19 protein-coding genes are annotated in these 18270 nt (G+C 60.2%); 17 read left to right on the top strand and 2 right to left on the bottom strand.

The window, feature by feature from the left end:
- Positions 1-77 precede the first annotated feature (77 nt).
- The 6 genes from PF1751_RS21105 (at position 78) to PF1751_RS21080 (ending at position 6124) form a co-directional block, all read left to right on the top strand.
- Positions 78-557, top strand: coding sequence for a GNAT family N-acetyltransferase (locus tag PF1751_RS21105; protein ID WP_010208407.1), 480 nt, complete (start codon positions 78-80; stop codon positions 555-557).
- 269 nt (positions 558-826) lie between these two features.
- Positions 827-1648, top strand: coding sequence for an SDR family oxidoreductase (locus PF1751_RS21100; RefSeq protein WP_010208408.1), 822 nt, complete (start codon positions 827-829; stop codon positions 1646-1648).
- Positions 1649-1680: 32 nt separating this feature from the next.
- The gene (locus PF1751_RS21095; protein ID WP_031290642.1) at positions 1681-2661 is read left to right on the top strand and encodes a substrate-binding domain-containing protein; all 981 of its coding nucleotides are present in this window, start codon (positions 1681-1683) and stop codon (positions 2659-2661) included.
- The gene (gene araG, locus PF1751_RS21090; RefSeq protein WP_044287705.1) at positions 2658-4157 is read left to right on the top strand and encodes an L-arabinose ABC transporter ATP-binding protein AraG; all 1500 of its coding nucleotides are present in this window, start codon (positions 2658-2660) and stop codon (positions 4155-4157) included. Before PF1751_RS21095 ends, araG begins: the two co-directional genes overlap by 4 nt.
- Positions 4158-4174: 17 nt before the next feature.
- A complete protein-coding gene (araH, locus tag PF1751_RS21085) occupies positions 4175-5140 on the top strand; it encodes an L-arabinose ABC transporter permease AraH (protein ID WP_029529058.1) in 966 nt (321 codons plus the stop codon).
- 180 nt (positions 5141-5320) lie between these two features.
- Complete coding sequence (locus PF1751_RS21080; RefSeq protein WP_010208412.1) at positions 5321-6124, top strand: IclR family transcriptional regulator; 804 nt, start codon at positions 5321-5323, stop codon at positions 6122-6124.
- Here PF1751_RS21080 and PF1751_RS21075 read toward each other — a convergent pair whose 3' ends face one another.
- Entirely contained in the window at positions 6125-7177 is a 1053-nt protein-coding gene (locus PF1751_RS21075; RefSeq protein WP_021491492.1) for an NAD(P)-dependent alcohol dehydrogenase, read from the bottom strand. It abuts the gene before it with no gap.
- A gap of 182 nt (positions 7178-7359) precedes the next feature.
- Here PF1751_RS21075 and PF1751_RS21070 point away from each other — a divergent pair, with 182 nt between their 5' ends.
- Positions 7360-8253 (top strand): AraC family transcriptional regulator, encoded by an 894-nt coding sequence (locus PF1751_RS21070; protein WP_010208414.1) that lies wholly within the window; start codon positions 7360-7362, stop codon positions 8251-8253.
- 177 nt (positions 8254-8430) lie between these two features.
- On the opposite strand, the gene PF1751_RS21065 is transcribed toward PF1751_RS21070, so the two are convergent.
- Positions 8431-10095 (bottom strand): electron transfer flavoprotein-ubiquinone oxidoreductase, encoded by a 1665-nt coding sequence (locus PF1751_RS21065; RefSeq protein WP_010208416.1) that lies wholly within the window; start codon positions 10093-10095, stop codon positions 8431-8433.
- A gap of 507 nt (positions 10096-10602) precedes the next feature.
- On the opposite strand from PF1751_RS21065, the gene PF1751_RS21060 reads away from it, so the two are divergent.
- The 10 genes from PF1751_RS21060 (at position 10603) to PF1751_RS21015 (ending at position 18058) form a co-directional block, all read left to right on the top strand.
- A complete protein-coding gene (locus PF1751_RS21060) occupies positions 10603-11352 on the top strand; it encodes an electron transfer flavoprotein subunit beta/FixA family protein (RefSeq protein ID WP_010208417.1) in 750 nt (249 codons plus the stop codon).
- Between the two features lie 2 nt (positions 11353-11354).
- Positions 11355-12284, top strand: coding sequence for an electron transfer flavoprotein subunit alpha/FixB family protein (locus PF1751_RS21055; protein WP_010208418.1), 930 nt, complete (start codon positions 11355-11357; stop codon positions 12282-12284).
- A 70-nt stretch (positions 12285-12354) separates the two neighbouring features.
- A complete protein-coding gene (locus PF1751_RS21050; RefSeq protein WP_010208420.1) occupies positions 12355-13170 on the top strand; it encodes a substrate-binding periplasmic protein in 816 nt (271 codons plus the stop codon).
- 9 nt (positions 13171-13179) lie between these two features.
- Complete coding sequence (locus PF1751_RS21045) at positions 13180-13542, top strand: DUF4398 domain-containing protein (protein ID WP_010208421.1); 363 nt, start codon at positions 13180-13182, stop codon at positions 13540-13542.
- Positions 13539-14354: an OmpA family protein gene (locus PF1751_RS21040; RefSeq protein ID WP_010208422.1), complete on the top strand. Its 816-nt coding sequence runs from the start codon at positions 13539-13541 to the stop codon at positions 14352-14354. Before PF1751_RS21045 ends, PF1751_RS21040 begins: the two co-directional genes overlap by 4 nt.
- A gap of 270 nt (positions 14355-14624) precedes the next feature.
- On the top strand, positions 14625-16064 hold the full coding sequence (locus tag PF1751_RS21035) for an aminotransferase-like domain-containing protein (protein ID WP_010208423.1): 1440 nt from the start codon (positions 14625-14627) through the stop codon (positions 16062-16064).
- A 104-nt stretch (positions 16065-16168) separates the two neighbouring features.
- A complete protein-coding gene (locus PF1751_RS21030) occupies positions 16169-16654 on the top strand; it encodes a hypothetical protein (RefSeq protein ID WP_044287703.1) in 486 nt (161 codons plus the stop codon).
- 162 nt (positions 16655-16816) lie between these two features.
- On the top strand, positions 16817-17071 hold the full coding sequence (locus tag PF1751_RS21025; protein ID WP_010208425.1) for a YkgJ family cysteine cluster protein: 255 nt from the start codon (positions 16817-16819) through the stop codon (positions 17069-17071).
- Between the two features lie 41 nt (positions 17072-17112).
- Entirely contained in the window at positions 17113-17718 is a 606-nt protein-coding gene (locus PF1751_RS21020) for an START domain-containing protein (protein WP_042571971.1), read from the top strand.
- A gap of 103 nt (positions 17719-17821) precedes the next feature.
- Complete coding sequence (locus PF1751_RS21015; protein ID WP_010208428.1) at positions 17822-18058, top strand: hypothetical protein; 237 nt, start codon at positions 17822-17824, stop codon at positions 18056-18058.
- Positions 18059-18270: the final 212 nt, after the last annotated feature.

The raw sequence follows: 18270 nt of genomic DNA, 5'->3' as shown, positions 1-18270 counted from the left end.
GGTAACCGCGAAAATGCGCTGCAACTCGTCATGAAAGCGCCTTAGTATGTGTGCTTTGAAATTGCCAAGGCTCGCCCATGACCATCGAGATTCGCCCCGCCGTGCCCAGCGATGCTGCGCAGATCCTGACTTTCATCACCGAGCTTGCCGAGTATGAGAAAGCCCGGCATGAAGTGATCGCCAGCGTGGTGGATATCGAGCGCAGCCTGTTCAGCGAGGGCGCCACGGCCCATGGCCTGATCTGCTTGCGCGACGGCTTGCCGATTGGTTTTGCGGTGTTTTTCTTCAGCTATTCGACTTGGCTGGGCAGCAACTGCCTGTACCTGGAAGACCTTTATATCAACCCGGAACAACGCGGCGGCGGGGCGGGCAAGAAGCTGTTGCGCCACTTGGCGAAGATTGCTTTCGATAACGGCTGCGGGCGCTTCGAGTGGAGTGTGCTGGACTGGAACGAACCGGCGATTGCCTTCTACAAATCCATCGGTGCCCAGCCGCAGGAAGAGTGGGTGCGCTATCGCATGGAAGGCGATGCGCTGCGGGACTTCGCCCTGGGCTAGCACCGTTCTGTAAACACTGAAGATCAAAAATGTGGGAGCGGGGCTTGTGTGGGAGCTGGCTTGCCTGCGATAGCATCACCTCGATGCAACTGAAGAACCGAGGTGCCTGTATCGCAGGCAAGCCAGCTCCCAGACGGGCCCGCTCCCACATTTTTTTTGTGACTGTGCTCAATATATGGGATGAGAATTTATATATTGAGATATTTCAAATGATGGGTTTATAGTCGCCTGCATCAGCACTCACTACCAAAAATAAAACAGGTGAAGCGATGCAGGCACAACCCTTGTCACTCCCCGCCGTGCCCGAGCCAACCTATGGCGAGCGGCTCAACGGCAAAGTGGTGATCATCACCGGCGCCGCCCAGGGCATTGGCGAGGCCATCGTCGCGTGTTTCCAGGCCCAGCAGGCGCGGTTGATCATTGCGGATATCCAGGGCGAAAAGGTCGAGAAGGTCGCCGCCCACTGGCGTGAACGCGGCGCGGACATCTACGCGCAAGCCGTCGACATCACCTCAAAAGATCAATGGCAGGCGCTGGTCAATCTGGCCATCGAACGCTTTGGCCGCGTGGATGTATTGGTCAATTGCGCCGGGGTCAACGTGTTCCGCGACCCGCTGGAAATGACCGACGAAGATTGGCGCCGCTGCTTCGCCATCGACCTCGACGGGGCCTGGTTCGGCTGCCGCGCGGTGTTGCCGCACATGATCGAGCAAGGCATCGGCAACATCATCAACATTGCCTCCACCCATTCCAGCCATATCATCCCCGGCTGCTTTCCCTATCCCGTGGCCAAGCACGGCTTGCTCGGCCTGACTCGCGCCCTCGGCATCGAATACGCGCCCAAAGGCATCCGCGTGAATGCCATCGCGCCGGGCTATATCGAAACCCAGCTCAACGTCGACTACTGGAACGGGTTCCCCGACCCCCACGCCGAGCGCCAGCGCGCCTTCGACCTGCACCCGCCCAAGCGCATCGGCCAGCCGATCGAGGTGGCAATGACGGCACTGTTCCTGGCGACCGACGAGGCGCCTTTTATCAATGCAACCTGCCTGATGATCGATGGCGGGCGTTCTGTGATGTACCACGACTAAAGCGTTTTCCAATAACAAGAAGGAGGTGGTCCATGTTCAAGAAGACTCTAGGCACCCTGGCGCTGGCCATGGCGTTCAGCAGCGTGGCGCTTGCCGAGGAAGTGAAGATCGGCTTCCTGGTCAAACAGGCTGAAGAACCCTGGTTCCAGACCGAATGGGCCTTTGCCGAAAAAGCCGGTAAGGACCAGGGCTTCACCGTGATCAAGATCGCCGTGCCTGACGGTGAGAAGACCTTGTCTGCCATCGATACGCTTGCCGCCAACGGCGCCAAGGGCTTTGTGATCTGCCCGCCGGACGTGTCCCTCGGCCCGGCGATCATGGCTAAGGCCAAACTCAATAACCTCAAAGTGCTGGCGGTGGACGACCGGTTTGTCGACGCCAAGGGCAAGCCCATGGAAGACGTGCCCTACGTCGGCCTTGATGCCTACAAGATCGGCCAGAAACAAGGCGAAGCCATGGCCACCGAAGCCAAGCATCGCAACTGGGACTGGAAGGACACCTACGCCGTCATCAACACCTTTGACGAGCTGGAAACCGGCAAGAAACGCACCGACGGTTCGGTAGAAGGCCTCAAGGCCGCCGGTCTGCCCGCTGACCACATCCTGTTCAGCGCGCAGAAAACCCTCGACGTGCCCGGCAGCATGGACGCCACCAACTCGGCCCTGGTGAAACTGCCCAGCGCTGCGAAAAACCTGATCATCGGCGGCATGAACGACAGCACCGTGCTGGGCGGCGTGCGGGCCACCGAAAGCGCCGGGTTCAAGGCGGCCAACGTGATAGGCGTCGGCATCAACGGCACCGATGCGATTGAGGAACTGAAAAAATCCGACACCGGCTTCTACGGCTCGATGTTGCTGAGCCCTGACGCCTCCGGCTACAAGACTGCCAGCGCCATGTTCGAGTGGGTCACCCAAGGCACGGAGCCGGCCAAGTTCACCGCCCTGGACAACGTGACCCTGATCACCCGCGCCAACTTCAAGGAAGAGTTGAGCAAAATCGGGCTGTGGAAATGATCGGCGCGGCCTTGCGTTTCAACGGCATCGGCAAAGAATTTCCCGGTGTGAAAGCCCTGTCGCAGATCAGCTTTGAAGCGCGGCCGCGCGAGGTGCATGCGTTGATGGGCGAGAACGGCGCGGGCAAGTCGACGCTGCTGAAGATCCTCGGCGGTGCCTACCTGCCCAGCAGCGGCACGTTGCAGATCGGCGAGCAGACCATGGACTTCAAGTCCGCCGCCGATAGCATTGCCTGCGGCGTGGCGGTGATCCACCAGGAGTTGCATCTGGTGCCGGAAATGACCGTCGCTGAGAATCTGTTTCTTGGGCATTTGCCGACGCGCTTCGGGGTGGTCAATCGCAGCCAGTTGCGCAAGCAAGCGTTGGCCTGCCTCAAAGGCCTGGCGGATGAAATCGATCCGGATGAAAAGCTCGGTCGGTTGTCCCTTGGCCAACGCCAACTGGTGGAAATCGCCAAGGCACTGTCCCGTGGTGCCCATGTGATCGCCTTCGACGAACCCACCAGCAGCCTGTCGGCGCGGGAGATCGACCGTTTGATGGCGATCATCACGCGCCTGCGCGATGAGGGCAAAGTGGTGCTCTATGTGTCGCACCGCATGGAAGAAGTATTCCGCATCTGCAACGCGGTGACAGTCTTCAAGGACGGCCGTTATGTGCGCACCTTCGACGACATGAATGCGCTGAGCCACGACCAGTTAGTGACCTGCATGGTCGGTCGCGATATTCAGGACATCTACGATTATCGACCACGGGAACAAGGCGAAGTGGCGCTGAAGGTCGAGGATTTACTCGGGCCAGGCCTGCGTGAACCGGTGAGCCTGAACGTGCACAAGGGCGAGATTCTCGGCCTGTTCGGATTGGTCGGGGCGGGGCGCACGGAGCTGTTTCGGCTGCTGAGCGGTTTGACCCGTAGCACCGCTGGAAGCCTGGCACTCTGCGGGCAAACGCTGCAATTGCGGTCACCCCGCGATGCCATCGCCGCCGGCGTGCTGCTGTGCCCGGAAGACCGCAAGAAGGAGGGCATCATTCCGCTGTCCAGCGTGGCCGAGAACATCAACATCAGCGCACGCGGTGCCCATTCCACCTTTGGCTGGCTGCTGCGTGACGGCTGGGAAACGACCAACGCTGATCGGCAGATCAAGGCGATGAAGGTCAAGACCCCTAACGCCGAACAGAAAATCATGTACCTCTCCGGCGGCAACCAGCAGAAGGCCATTCTCGGCCGCTGGTTGTCGATGCCGATGAAGGTGCTGTTGTTGGACGAGCCGACCCGAGGCATCGATATCGGCGCCAAGTCGGAGATCTACCAGATCATCCACAACCTCGCCGCCAGCGGTATTGCGGTGATCGTGGTGTCCAGCGACCTGATGGAAGTGATGGGTATCAGCGACCGCATCCTGGTGATGAGCGAGGGCGCCTTGACCGGCGAACTGACCCGCGATCAGGCGGACGAAGCTCGGCTGTTGCAACTGGCTCTCCCGCGTTCGCGGGCTTGAAGAACTCGAGGTGAATGATGTCTGAGGTAAAAACTGCAAAGGGCTTCTGGCCGGGTTTCAACCAGCGCAAGTTTCTCGATGACTGGGTGATGTTGCTCGCTGCATTGAGCATCTTTGTGCTCAGTGCGTTGTTTATCGATAACTTCCTGTCGCCCCTGAACATGCGCGGGTTGGGCCTGGCGATTTCCACGGTGGGCATCGCTGCGTGCACCATGTTGTTCTGTCTGGCGTCGGGGCATTTCGACTTGTCGGTGGGCTCGGTGATTGCCTGTGCCGGGGTGGTCGCGGGCATCGTGATCCGCGACACCGACAGTGTGGTGCTCGGCGTGTCCGCCGCGTTGGCCATGGGGCTGGTGGTGGGGCTGATCAACGGTATTGTCATCGCCAAGCTGCGCATCAACGCCTTGATCGCAACGTTGGCGACCATGCAGATCGTGCGCGGCCTGGCTTACATCTTCTCCAACGGCAAGGCCGTCGGCGTGATGGACGAAGGTTTCTTTGTGTTCGGCAACGGCCAGCTGCTGGGCGTGCCGGTGCCGATCATCATCACCGTGCTATGTTTTGTGTTCTTTGGCTGGCTGCTCAACTACACCACCTACGGGCGCAACACCATGGCCATCGGGGGCAACCAGGAAGCGGCGTTGCTGGCCGGGGTGAACGTTGATCGCACCAAGATCATCATCTTTGCCGTGCACGGCCTGATCGGCGCTTTGGCCGGAGTGATCCTCGCCTCACGCATGACCTCGGGCCAGCCAATGATCGGCCAGGGTTTTGAGCTGACGGTGATTTCTGCCTGTGTGCTGGGCGGGGTGTCGTTGAGCGGCGGCATCGGCATGATCCGGCATGTGATTGCCGGGGTGCTGATTCTGGCGATCATCGAGAATGCGATGAACCTGAAGAACATCGACACCTTCTACCAGTATGTGATCCGGGGTTCGATCCTGTTGCTGGCGGTGATCATCGACCGCATGAAGCAACGCTGACGTCCTGCCATGTGACGATCAACATGCGGGAACTGGCTTGCCAGGCTGTGCCAGCCTATAAATTTACTGACTGACACTCCCTCATCGCAGGCAAGCCAGCTCCCACAATGGATCTCCTCTGTTCTGGAGGATGGTATTTGCCATAATGGCGCCGTTTTCGTACTTCCCAATAGGCCCGATATGCAGGAAAACGCCCACACCCCCGTCAAAGACGCTGCCCCCACCGGCACCCAGACCCTGTTGCGTGGCCTGGGCGTGGTGCAAGCGGTGGCGGCCGGTGCGCGGGATCTGAAAGAGATCGCCAAGCGCATCGGCACCACTCGTAGCACCACCCACCGCCTGGCCAGTTGCCTGGTGGAGGAGCGTTACCTGCGCGTGGTGCCGCAGGTCGGTTACCTGCTGGGGCCGAAGTTGATCGAGCTGGGTTTCCAGGCGCGGGAAGAACTGCCGCTGGTGACCTTGGCCATCCCCTATCTGGACGAGTTGTCGGCGCTGACCGGCGATACCATCCACCTGGCGATCCGCGAATACGACGATGTGCTGTACCTGCACAAGAACCCCGGTCGCAATGGTCCGGAAATGCGTTCGCGGGTCGGCCATCGCATGCCGCTGGCGCGCACCGGGATCGGCAAGGCATTGCTGCTCGATGACAGCGTCGCAGAGTGGCAGCGCCTGTACGAAGTCAGCTTGCCGGCGGGTGGTAAAAGTCAGCAATGGCCGCAGCACCCGGAGCAATCCTGGGCGCAGTTCGAGCAGCGCATGCATGAATACGTGGTGGGCGGTTATGCGTTCGACCTGGAAGACAACGAACCGTCGATCCGTTGCGTGGCGGCTCCGGTGCGCGATGCCAGCCGGCGAATTATCGCCGGCATCAGCATCGCCAGTACCGTGCCCTACATGCCGCTGGAGAAAATGGCCGAGCTGATCCCTGTGGTCAAACAGGTCGCAGCCCGGCTGTCGGCGGAGTTGGGGGCAAAGGCCTGATCAGGCCTTCAGGGTCGCCATGTCGATGACAAAGCGGTACTTCACATCGCCGGCGATCATGCGGCTGTAGGCTTCGTTGATGTGGCGGATGTCGAGCATTTCGATGTCACAGGTGATGCCGTGCTCGGCGCAGAAATCCAGGACTTCCTGGGTTTCGGCAATGCCACCGATCAAGGAACCGGCCAGGACTTTGCGGCCCAACACCAGCTTGGCCGCGTTCACGGGCGGGTCCACCGGTTCGATCAGGCCGACCAGGATGTGCACGCCGTCAAAGCGCAGCACGTCGAGGTAGGGGTTCAGGTCGTGTTGCACCGGGATGGTGTCCAGCAGGAAATCGAAGCTGCCGGCGGCGGCTTTCATCTGGGCTTCGTCGGTGGACACGATCACATGATCGGCGCCCTGGCGGCGGCCTTCCTCGGCCTTGCTTGCCGAGCGGGTGAACAACGTCACTTGCGCGCCCATGGCCTTGGCAAACTTGATGCCCATATGGCCCAGGCCGCCCATGCCGAGTACACCGACTTTATCGCCGGCCTTCACGCCGTAGTGCTTGAGCGGCGAGTAGGTGGTGATGCCTGCGCACAGGATCGGCGCGGCGCTGGCCAGGTCGAGCTTGGCCGGGATCTTCACCACGAAGTGCTCGCTGACCACGATGCTGTCCGAGTAGCCGCCCATGGTGTTGCTGCCGTCGACGCGGTCCGGGGTGGCGTAGGTCATGGTCGGGCCTTCGAGGCAGTATTGCTCCAGGTCCGCTTGGCAGGCGTCGCAATGACGGCACGAATCGACCATGCAGCCTACGCCAACCAGGTCGCCGACTTTGTGTGCGGTGACGTTGGCGCCGACGGCGGTGACCTTGCCGACGATCTCATGGCCGGGCATCAGCGGGTACACCGCGATGCCCCACTCGTTGCGCGCCTGGTGGATGTCGGAGTGGCACACGCCGCAGTACAAGATCTCGATCGCCACGTCATCGGCGCGTGGGCTGCGGCGCTGGAAGGACATGGGGGCGAGGGGCGTGGTGGCCGACTGGGCGGCATAACCGATGGCGGTGTACATGGGGGAAACCTCGCTAAAGCAATGACAGGTGAGGCGGCGCATTCTCCGCGCCAGCCCTGGCTACGGCCATGGTGATTGCTCCGAGTCTCATGCCTATTCGTCCGGGAGTGCCCCGTGTTTGGGCCTATGTGACGCCAGACCTGCGATGATGTTCTCATCCCTTTTTCGCGAAGTTTTTTGCCATGTTGCTCACCCGCCATCTCGACGCCAACGCCACACTGGTTGCCTTGATTGAGGGGCTCACGCCCTGCGACGGTTTTTCCCCCACTAACCTGCCCGGCGTTCAAGTGCTGCGCGCCAGTTGCGACGTGGCGCGCGGGCCGCAGATCTATGAGCCGAGCCTGATGTTCGTGGCCCAGGGCAGCAAAGTCGCCTACCTGGGGCCTCGTACGCTGGAGTATGGCGCCGGGCACTACCTGATCCAGGCAATGCCGGTGCCGTTTGAGTGCGAGACGTTTGCCATGGCGCCGGATGCACCGCTTTTGGGTGTGACGGTGGGCATAGATCGCGTGGTGCTGGGCGAACTGGTGATGGCCATGGGCATTCAGGCCGGGCCGCCGCCGACGGCGCAGACGCTGGAGTCGATGAGTTCGGTGGTGCTCGATGATGCCATGCGCGGGTGTGTCGAACGGCTGCTGCAGTGCCTGCACGATCCGCTGGAAAGCCGGATCATGGGCCCGGCGCGGGTACGCGAATTGTTGTTCACCGCGTTGCGCGGGCCGCAGGCCGATGTGCTGCGTGCGCTGGTCGAACAGCAAGGGCAGTTTTCGCGGATTGCCACGTCGTTGAATCACCTGCACGCCCATTACGCCGAGCCGCTGAATATCGAGACGCTGGCGGGCTATGCACACATGAGCGCGTCGACTTTTCATGAGCACTTCAAGCGCTGTACGTTGTTGTCGCCGGTGCAGTATCTGAAGCGTTTGCGCTTGCTCAAGGCCCAACAGTTGCTGCTGGTGGAAGGGATGGGGGTGGCGCAGGCGGCGCATAGCGTGGGGTATCAGAGTACGTCGCAGTTCAGCCGGGAATATAAGCGCTACTTCGAGCGCAATCCCGGGGAAGAGCGGGCGGCCTGATGACTTCAGGTACAACACACTCAATGTGGGAGCGGGCTTGCTCGCGAAGGCGGTGTATCAGTCAGCAAACTTGTATCTGACCCACCGCCTTCGCGAGCAAGCCCGCTCCCACAGTTGATGTGTGTTGACTATAAAAAAGGCTCCCGTTCGGGGAGCCTTTTTGTTCAAGCAACGGACTTACATGTTCGGGTAAGTCGGCCCACCCGCGCCTTCCGGCGTGACCCAGGTGATGTTCTGCGAAGGGTCCTTGATGTCACAGGTCTTGCAGTGCACGCAGTTCTGGGCGTTGATCTGGAAACGCTTCTCGCCGTCTTCCTTGGTGATCACTTCATACACGCCCGCCGGGCAGTAGCGCTGCGCCGGTTCATCGTAGAGCGGCAGGTTGGTGCCGATCGGGATGCTCGGGTCTTTCAACTTCAAGTGGCACGGCTGTTCTTCTTCATGGTTGGTGCCGGAGATGAACACCGAACTCAGCTTGTCGAAGCTCAGCTTGCCGTCGGGTTTCGGGTAATCGATCTTCTTGCTGTCTTTCGCCAGCTTGAGGCAGGCGTAATCCGGCTTGGTGTCGTGCAGCGTGAACGGCATCTTGCCGCCCAGGATGTTCTGGTCGAACCAGTTGAAGCCGGCGCCGATGATCGGGCCGAACTTGTGCATCGCCGGGCCGAAGTTGCGGCTGGCGAACAGTTCTTCGTAGAGCCAGCTCGATTTGAAACTATCGACGTAAGCGGTCAGCTCATCACCGCCTTCGGATTCGGCGAACAGGCGGTCGGCCACGGCGTCGGCGGCGAGCATGCCGGACTTCATAGCGGTATGGCTGCCTTTGATCTTGGCGAAGTTCAGGGTGCCGAGGTCGCAACCGATCAGCGCGCCACCCTTGAAGACCATCTTCGGCAGCGAGTTCAGGCCGCCTTTGCAGATGGCACGGGCGCCGTAGCTGATGCGCTTGCCGCCTTCCAGGTACTGGGCCAGCACCGGGTGATGCTTGAGGCGCTGGAACTCATCGAAGGGCGACAGGAAGGTGTTGCTGTAAGACAGGTCGACGATCAGGCCGACCACCACCTGGTTGTTTTCCAGGTGATAGAGGAACGAGCCGCCTGTGTTTTCGGCGCTCATGATGTCCAGCGGCCAACCGGCGGTGTGCACCACCAGGCCAGGCTGGTGCTTGGCTGGGTCGATTTCCCAGATTTCCTTGAGGCCGATGCCGTAATGCTGGGCGTCGGCGTCGCTGTCCAGGTTGAAGCGCTGGATCAGTTGCTTGCCGATATGGCCACGGCAACCTTCCGCGAACAGCGTGTACTTGCCACGTAGTTCCATGCCTGGGGTATAGACGCCTTCTTTCGGATTGCCTTCGCGGTCGACGCCGAGGTCGCCGGTGATGATGCCGCGGACCACGCCGTTTTCGTCGAACAGCGCTTCCTGGGCGGCGAAGCCTGGATAGACTTCCACACCGAGGTTCTCGGCTTGCTGGGCGAGCCAGCGGCACAGGTTGCCCAGGGAAATGATGTAGTTGCCTTCGTTGTGCATGGTCTTGGGCACAAAGAAGTCAGGCACCTTGGTGGAGGCTTCGGGGCTGCGCAGTACATAGATGTCATCGCGCACCACCGGGGTGTTGAGCGGGGCGCCGAGTTCTTTCCAGTCCGGGAACAGTTCGTTCAGGGCGCGTGGTTCGAACACGGCACCGGAGAGGATATGCGCGCCGACTTCGGAGCCTTTCTCGACCACGCAAACGCTGATTTCCTTACCGGCTTCGGCGGCCTTTTGCTTCAGTCGGCAGGCGGCAGACAGTCCCGCCGGGCCAGCGCCGACGATGACCACGTCGAATTCCATGTATTCGCGTTCCACAGGCTATCTCCTACTCAAGGCTCAACAGGCTTTTTTTTCTAATGGGTGGAGGTTCGGTGTCGTCTTGCAGCAACGGCAGGACCCACCTTTCTCTCTAGGTGGCGCATTATATCTACACCACTGTCAGCGTCCAATACAAACGTTTGTTTGAATTGCCCGCAGGCTAGGTAAATCAAAGTGGTGCGGCTTATGACTGGCTATTTTGCCGTATTGACCAGAATAGGTGTTCCGGTCAATATACGGTCGGTTTTGCGCTAACCGTAGGCAGACTGCAGGTTTCAAGAGCACGTCCAAAAGCAAGACAGGTGGCGCGCGTCCAGACAATGGCGCGCAGTTTACACGCTGCGATAAAGAATGACCTCTCAGTCACTGCTGACGAACGGTCACCATTTCCCGTGAGCAAGGTCATCCGCCGACGTTTTTGGAGGTGCCCTTGTGTGCCGATGAGCATCAACCGCCAGGTTCGCCTAGGCGACTTTCTTTTCACCGGAGAGTAACGAGGAATCCATGAAGGTTCTTGTAGCTGTCAAACGCGTTGTCGATTACAACGTGAAAGTTCGCGTCAAAGCGGACAATTCCGGCGTCGACCTTGCTAACGTCAAGATGTCGATGAACCCTTTCTGCGAAATCGCTGTGGAAGAAGCCGTCCGCCTGAAAGAGAAAGGCGTGGCGACCGAAATCGTCGTGGTTTCCATCGGTCCTACCACCGCTCAAGAGCAGTTGCGTACCGCCCTGGCACTGGGCGCCGACCGCGCCATCCTGGTCGAGTCCGCTGAAGAGCTGACCTCCCTGGCCGTTGCCAAGCTGCTCAAAGCCGTTGTCGACAAGGAACAGCCTCAGCTGGTGATCCTTGGCAAACAGGCCATCGACAGCGACAACAACCAGACTGGCCAGATGCTGGCTGCGCTGACCGGTTACGGCCAGGGCACCTTCGCTTCCAAAGTCGAAGTGAACGGCGACAGCGTAGCCGTGACCCGTGAAATCGACGGCGGCGCGCAGACGGTTTCCCTGAAACTGCCAGCCATCGTCACCACCGACCTGCGTTTGAACGAGCCGCGCTACGCGTCCCTGCCAAACATCATGAAAGCCAAGAAGAAGCCGCTTGAGTCCCTGACTCCGGATGCCTTGGGCGTTTCCACCGCCTCTACCAACAAGACCGTCAAGGTTGAAGCACCGGCTGCTCGCAGCGCGGGTATCAAGGTCAAGTCTGTTGCTGAGTTGGTCGAGAAACTGAAAAACGAAGCGAAGGTGATCTGATCATGACTATCCTCGTAATCGCCGAACACGATAACAAGGTGCTGGCCCCGGCCACCCTGAACACCGTGGCCGCTGCCGCTAAAATCGGTGGCGACATTCACGTGCTGGTTGCCGGCCAAGGCGCTGGCGCCGTGGCTGAAGCCGCTGCCAAAATTGCTGGCGTGAGCAAAGTCCTGAACGCTGACAATGCCGCCTACGCGCATCAGCTGCCGGAAAACGTTGCGCCACTGGTTGCCGAGTTGGGCAAGAGCTACAGCCACATCCTGGCTGCCGCTACGTCCAACGGCAAAAACATCCTGCCACGCGTTGCTGCGCAGCTGGACGTTGACCAGATCTCCGAGATCATCTCGGTCGAAAGCGCTGACACCTTCAAGCGCCCGATCTATGCCGGTAACGCCATCGCGACCGTACAGTCCAACGCTTCGGTCAAAGTCATCACCGTGCGTGCCACCGGTTTCGACCCGGTTGCCGCCGAAGGTGGTTCGGCGACCGTTGAAGCCGTTGCCGCTGCTCACGACGCTGGCACGTCCAGCTTTGTTGGCGAAGAGCTGGCCAAGTCGGACCGTCCAGAGCTGACCGCTGCCAAGATCGTCGTTTCCGGCGGCCGTGGCATGCAGAACGGTGACAACTTCAAGCACCTGTACGCCCTGGCCGACAAGCTGGGCGCTGCGGTCGGCGCTTCCCGCGCGGCCGTCGACGCAGGTTTCGTACCCAACGACATGCAGGTCGGCCAGACCGGCAAGATCGTTGCGCCACAGCTGTACATCGCCGTTGGTATCTCCGGCGCGATCCAGCACTTGGCGGGTATGAAAGACTCCAAAGTGATCGTCGCGATCAACAAGGACGAAGAAGCGCCAATCTTCCAGGTGGCCGATTACGGCCTGGTGGCGGACTTGTTCGAAGCCGTCCCTGAGTTGGAGAAGCTGGTCTAATCCAGTCGCTTCACTTATAAAGAGCCCGGTCCTTGTGACCGGGCTTTTTTTTGACTTGGAGACACCCGCCATGGAATTGCGCCCCTGGGCTGTACTGATGGGCCTCACATTACTGCCTGCGCTGTCGTTGGCCGCCGGCAAATGCGATCGCCTGGTGATCACCGGCAGCCCGGATGCACCGCCGTTGCTCTGGCGCGACCCGCAAGACCCTACGCACCTGATCGGCGCCACCGCCGATGTATTGCAACAAGTGGGCAAGGACCTCGGGTTGAAAATCGACCTGCTCTACGGTGGCAAACGCTCCCTGGCCCTGGAGGAAGTGCGCAGCGGGCGCATGGACATCCTCGCCGACGCGCCGCTGAACCTGGGTGAGCTGGAAACGCTCGACTACATCCACCCGGCGCTGGTGCAACTCGACTACCTGGTGTGGACGCGCAAGGATTCGGCGCTGGACTATGCCACCGCCGCCGACCTGCACGGGCACACAGGCGCGGTGTCAGAGCGCGCGCGGTTGAGCGCGGCCTTCGAAACCTTCGCCAGTGAGCAACTGAGCCTGGAACGCCTGCCGTCGCTGACGCCGGCATTCCAGAAACTGCTGCTGGGTGAGGTGGACTACGTGCTGGCCGGACGTTATTCCGGTATGGCCATCGCGCAGACCTTGGGCATGAGCAACGACCTGGTTGCCCGGGATATACCCATCGACCAGCCGGGCCTGTACCTGGCGATTTCCCATAACTCGGCCTGCAATGATCCGTGGCTGCGCGGACAGCTGGCCAAAAAGATGACAGAATTGCCCGCGTCCGGTGTGGCGCAAGCTGCGTTGCAGAGCAATCTGGAACGCTGGAAAGCGCAATTGCAGCAACCCGTCGGCACCCCAACAAAGTAGGGATTTTCAGTGACTTTTCGACCTCTTTTCGCGGCCCTCGCCGTTGTCGCTCTGGCGGGATGTGCAGCCGATCCTGCGCCGAATGAACAAATGCGCCTCACCCAGCAAGCCTTGGAGCAAGCCAGTGCCGTGGGTGCCAACGCGGATGAATCGCCTGAATTGAAACTGGCCGAAGCCAAGTTCGCCCGGGCCAAGTCGAGCATGGCCGACCAATCCTACAAAAACGCGCGCATGCGTCTCGAACAAGCTGAGCTGGATGCTCGCCTGGCCGAGGCCCAAGTGCTGACCCGCAAGAGCCAGGAACAATTGGACGTACTCAACACCCGTATCACCCGCCTGCGCAAACAACTGCAGTTGGGAGAAGCCCAATGAGCCGGATGATCCGCGGGTTGAGCTGTGCGGTGCTCCTGGGCACCGCCGTGTTGGGCGGTTGCGCCAGCCACCCCGACAGCGAGCAGGCCTTGCAACAGGCGGGTAACGACTTCCAGCAGGTCAAGGAAGACGCCAACGTGCTGCGCTTTGCGCCCAAGGACGTGATCCGCGCCGGTGAGTCCCTGGCCCGCGCCGACCGCTTGTCCAGCTACTGGGGCAGCGGCGCCGACGTGGTGCATTACGCCTACCTGAGCCAGCGCTACAGCGCCATCGCCCGCGAGCACACCGAACAGGCGCTCAACCAGGAGCGTGGCGCCAAGCTCGAACTGGAGCGCCAGCGCCTGCAATTGGCCCTGCGGGAAAACAAGCTGATCAGTGTGCAGCAACAGGGCAAATGGCTTGAAGAGCAGATCGCCAGTTTGGCCACTACCCAGACTGATCGCGGCCTGGTGATGACGCTGGGCGATGTGCTGTTCGATACCGGTGAAGCAGAGCTGAAAAACTCGGCCAACCGCACGGTGTTGAAAATCGTACAGTTCCTGCAACTCAACCCCAAGCGCGTGGTGCGCATCGAGGGTTACGCCGACAATACCGGCGGTGAGCGGGAAAACCTCAAACTGTCCCGCGACCGCGCGCAGTCAGTGGCGGATGTACTGGTAGACCTGGGGATCGACGAAAAACGCATCCAGGTCGAAGGCTATGGCGACCAGTATCCCGTCGAAGCCAACGCCTCCGAGCGGGGCAGGGCGCAGAACCGTCGGGTGGAAATCGTGTTCTCTGACGAGAAAGGCCAGCTCGGCGCCGCGCGTTAGGCGCTTGGCATAGATCAACATGTGGGGGCGGGCTTGCTCGCGAAAGCGGTATATCAGTCGATATTTCATTGGCTGACAAACGGTTTTCGCGAGCAAGCCCGCTCCCACGTTCTTTCGAAGTAGCCCCACAACTCTGTACGCCACCCTTACAGTTTTTACTGTCACTCCCGCCCGCGCTCGACTATTGTGGCAACTGTCCCCGTACACTTCTAAACTGTGCCGGTATGTTTCACACAAAAATAAAATACCCGTGAAATCGAGTGCTGCGTCATGACCAATCTGTTGCTTTACCAACGTATCGCCCAGCAGCTGGCTGAGGATATCCGGCGCGGTGTCTATCAACCGGGCGAGCGCGTGCCTTCGGTGCGCAAGATGAGCTCGCAGTTGAACGTGAGTCACGCCACGGTGTTGCAGGCCTACGCCAACCTGGAAGACCAGGGGCTGATCCGCGCTCGGCCGCAGTCCGGCTATTACGTGCACCAGACACCCGCACTCACCGCGCCGACGCCGGACATTGCGCGTGTCGAACGCCCGGGTCTGGTCACCCGCAGCAGCATCATCCAGCAGGTATTGGGTGAGTCGCGCCGCGAAGGTGTGTTCCCGTTGGGCGCCGCCGTGCCGAGTGTGGATTACCTACCGGTACGCGCGCTGCACCAACAGTTGGCCAAGGTCACGCGCTTCCAGAGCCCACGGGCATTCAGTTACATGTTCAGCCCCGGTTTCGAGCCGCTGCGCCGCCAGGTGGCGATCCGCATGCGCGATGCCGGTGTGGTGGTGGACCCTTCCGAAGTGGTGATCACCCACGGTTGCGTTGATGCCCTGCAGATGTCGCTGCGGGTGTTGACGCGGCCTGGCGACCTGATTGCCGCAGAGTCACCGACCTATTACGGCTTGCTGCAACTGGCCGACCTGCTCGGCCTCAAAGTCATCGAGATCCCCAGCGATCCGTCCACCGGCATGAGCTTGGAGGCGCTGCAATTGGCGGCCAACCAATGGTCGATCAAGGCGCTGGTGTTGACCGCGCGGCTGAGCAACCCGTTGGGCGGCACCATGCCCGAAGAACGGCAGAAACAGTTGCTGCGCCTGGCGTCGGACTTCGATATCCAGATTGTCGAGGACGATATCTACGGTGAGCTGATGTTCGAATTGGGCCGCACCAAGGCCCTGAAGGCCTATGACCGCCTGGATCGGGTGATCTATTGCTCCAGCTTTTCCAAGACGCTGTCCCCCGGCGTGCGCATCGGTTGGATGATCGCCGGCAAGTACCAGCAGGAAATCCAGCGCTTGCAGATGTTCAGCACCCACTCCGCCTGCAGCGTGACTCAGATGGGCGTCGCTGCGTACCTGGAAAACGGCGGCTACGATCGCCACCTGCGTTACATCCGCCAGGAGTACCGCAAGAACCTCAGCGCCTTCCAACTGGCGGTGCAGCAATATTTCCCGGAAGGCACACAGATGACACGTCCGACCGGCGGTTTCATCCTGTGGGTCAGTTTGCCCGGACGGGTCAACACCCAGGAACTGCACGTACGCGCACTGCAACAGGGCATCAGCATTGCACCGGGGCTGATCTTCAGTAACACCGAGCAGTTCAACCACTGCATTCGCCTCAACTGCGGTACGCCGTGGAACCGCGAGGCAGAGCGGGCGCTGATGACCTTGGGGATGCTGGCGAGCCAGTTATGCCAGGAAACCGCAGCCGGACTGTGACGCACGGAAAGGGGACAAATCCTATAGCAAGCTAATCACCGCGCTTGTCATGCCGCGCACAACAAGCGAGCATATGGCCCTCTGCCGTTAATGCTGTAGGCAATATGACTTCGATTTTTCGTGCGGTTTTCGTGATTGGCCTGATAAGCCTGTGCAACGTCGGCACTGCGCTGGCGGCGGCGCCTGTGAGCGAAACCAAGCCCGCCGCCAGTACCGAGCAGAAGCCCCCGACGAAAAAACCGACCCCCGTAAAAAAAGCGCCAGTGGTGAAGAAACCCACCGCCGCCGCCAAAAGGCGGGCGGCCACCAAGGCCAAGGCGTCCCGCGAAGTGGCGCAGACACAATTGCCACCGGCACAGTTGGACCTGTCGCTGCCTTCTGACATGGTCAGGCACTTGCAACCCATTGGCACCATGCCCAAGCCGAAAAGCGTGCCCCTGCTGCCGCCGATGTTTGGCGAGAAACCTACGGACAACAGTGCATTCCAGATCAACGGCCGCCTGCTCAGCAATGAGATGAGGCTGCAATTGCGCAATGACGAGCGGCGCGATGTGGAAGGTGCAGCGCTGGATTTCGAGTTCAAGCAGTAAACTTTTCCCACAAAGGTGACGTCGACCGCCGACCATGTGTCGGAGACTGATCAGTCACTTTTGTTTTCTGCGAAAAACCACTGTTAGGCCATTTTAAAACGGCTGTTTTAGGGCGTACCCTAGCCCGGCCATCCACATTGAGTCGTCGAGGACCTGCTGGTCATGAATTGCCGTGAAGGCTGTGGCGCGTGCTGCATCGCCCCCTCCATCAGTTCGCCATTACCCGGAATGCCACAGGGCAAACCGGCAGGCGAACGCTGCCTGCACCTGTCGGTCGAACAACTGTGCCTGCTGTTCGGTCAGCCGGAGCGACCGGCGGTATGCAGTGATTTCAAGGCGAATATCGAGGTCTGCGGCACCGACCAGGCCGATGCGATCCGTTTGATCGGCTGGTGGGAGCAAATGACGGCGGCTTGATGGGCTTTACTATCGGAACTTCAACAATAAGGAATACAACAATGGGTTCGCTGAAACGAATGGCTGTGTTGTGCGGTTTTACGGTGTTGTTTGCTGCCACTGCCCAGGCTGAGGATTGGCAAGTCGCCAAGGACGAAGACGGTATCAAGGTGTCCCTGAGCGAAATTGCCGGCTCCAAATACAAGGCGTATCGCGGTGTAACGGTGATCAAGGCGCCTGTGGCAAAAATCGTCGCCCTCCAGGACGACGTAGCCGGTGCCTGTGCCTGGATCCACGAGTGCAAGTCCCAGAAGCTGGTCGATAAGAAAGGCGACGAGAGTTGGACCTACACCCAATTCAAAGCCCCGTTTCCCGTGACGGACCGTGATTCCTACCTGCATATCACCACGACCAAGGCGGCCGACGGCACGCTGACGCGTAAGCTGGAAGGTGTGCCGACCTACAAGCCTGAAGAAAAAGGCTACGTACGTGTCGCCCAGGTCGACGGCTTCTGGAAGCTGGTGCCCAAAGGCGACAACCAAACCGAAGTCACCTACCAGGTGCACACCGAGCCAGGCGGCAGCGTGCCATCGTGGCTGGCCAACAAGTTCGTGGTGGACGCACCGTACAACACCTTGAAAGCCTTGAAAGAACGCGCTGAAAAGTAAGCGCAGTTGATCAGGTGTCTCCTACCTTGGGTGGAACGTTTGCCGAGCCCCCAAGGTCCAGATAGAAGTAAGCCCACACCCGGGTTTTATCGAGGAGGCACCGATGCAAAAGTGGCAGATTACCTTCGTTGATGATCACGGCGTGAAGTCCGTCGAGCAGTTCACCTGCGACCAGAAGCCCAGCCTCGAAGATGCGGCACACATGATTCGCAACAAGTTGGTGCCCGTTGCCGCCGAACTCGATCTCAACGACTTCGAAGGCCGCCAGCCCGAACCTACGCTCAAGATCCTCAAAGACCAGAACGGTATCCAGATCCTCGACATCTCTCCCGCCGCCTGAACATTCCCTGTACACCCTTAAAACCCCTCTGGTGGAGGCGAAAGCTTCGCGCTACTCTGCAAGGGAGATCAGCGAATGAATCGCTAGGTTCTGGTCTTGTCAGCTACATGCTTGTTTTCCAGCGGTGAAGTTATTGCCGTAGTTCCCACGCCAGTAAGGCGTGGGCTTCGGGAAGCACGGAAAGTCTATCCATCAATTCGAGGAGCACTTTT

The organism is Pseudomonas simiae (genome assembly GCF_000934565.1).
GTDB lineage: Bacteria > Pseudomonadota > Gammaproteobacteria > Pseudomonadales > Pseudomonadaceae > Aquipseudomonas > Aquipseudomonas simiae.
Note: the sequence above shows the minus strand (reverse complement) of the source record. Positions and strands in the feature narration are given on the sequence as shown.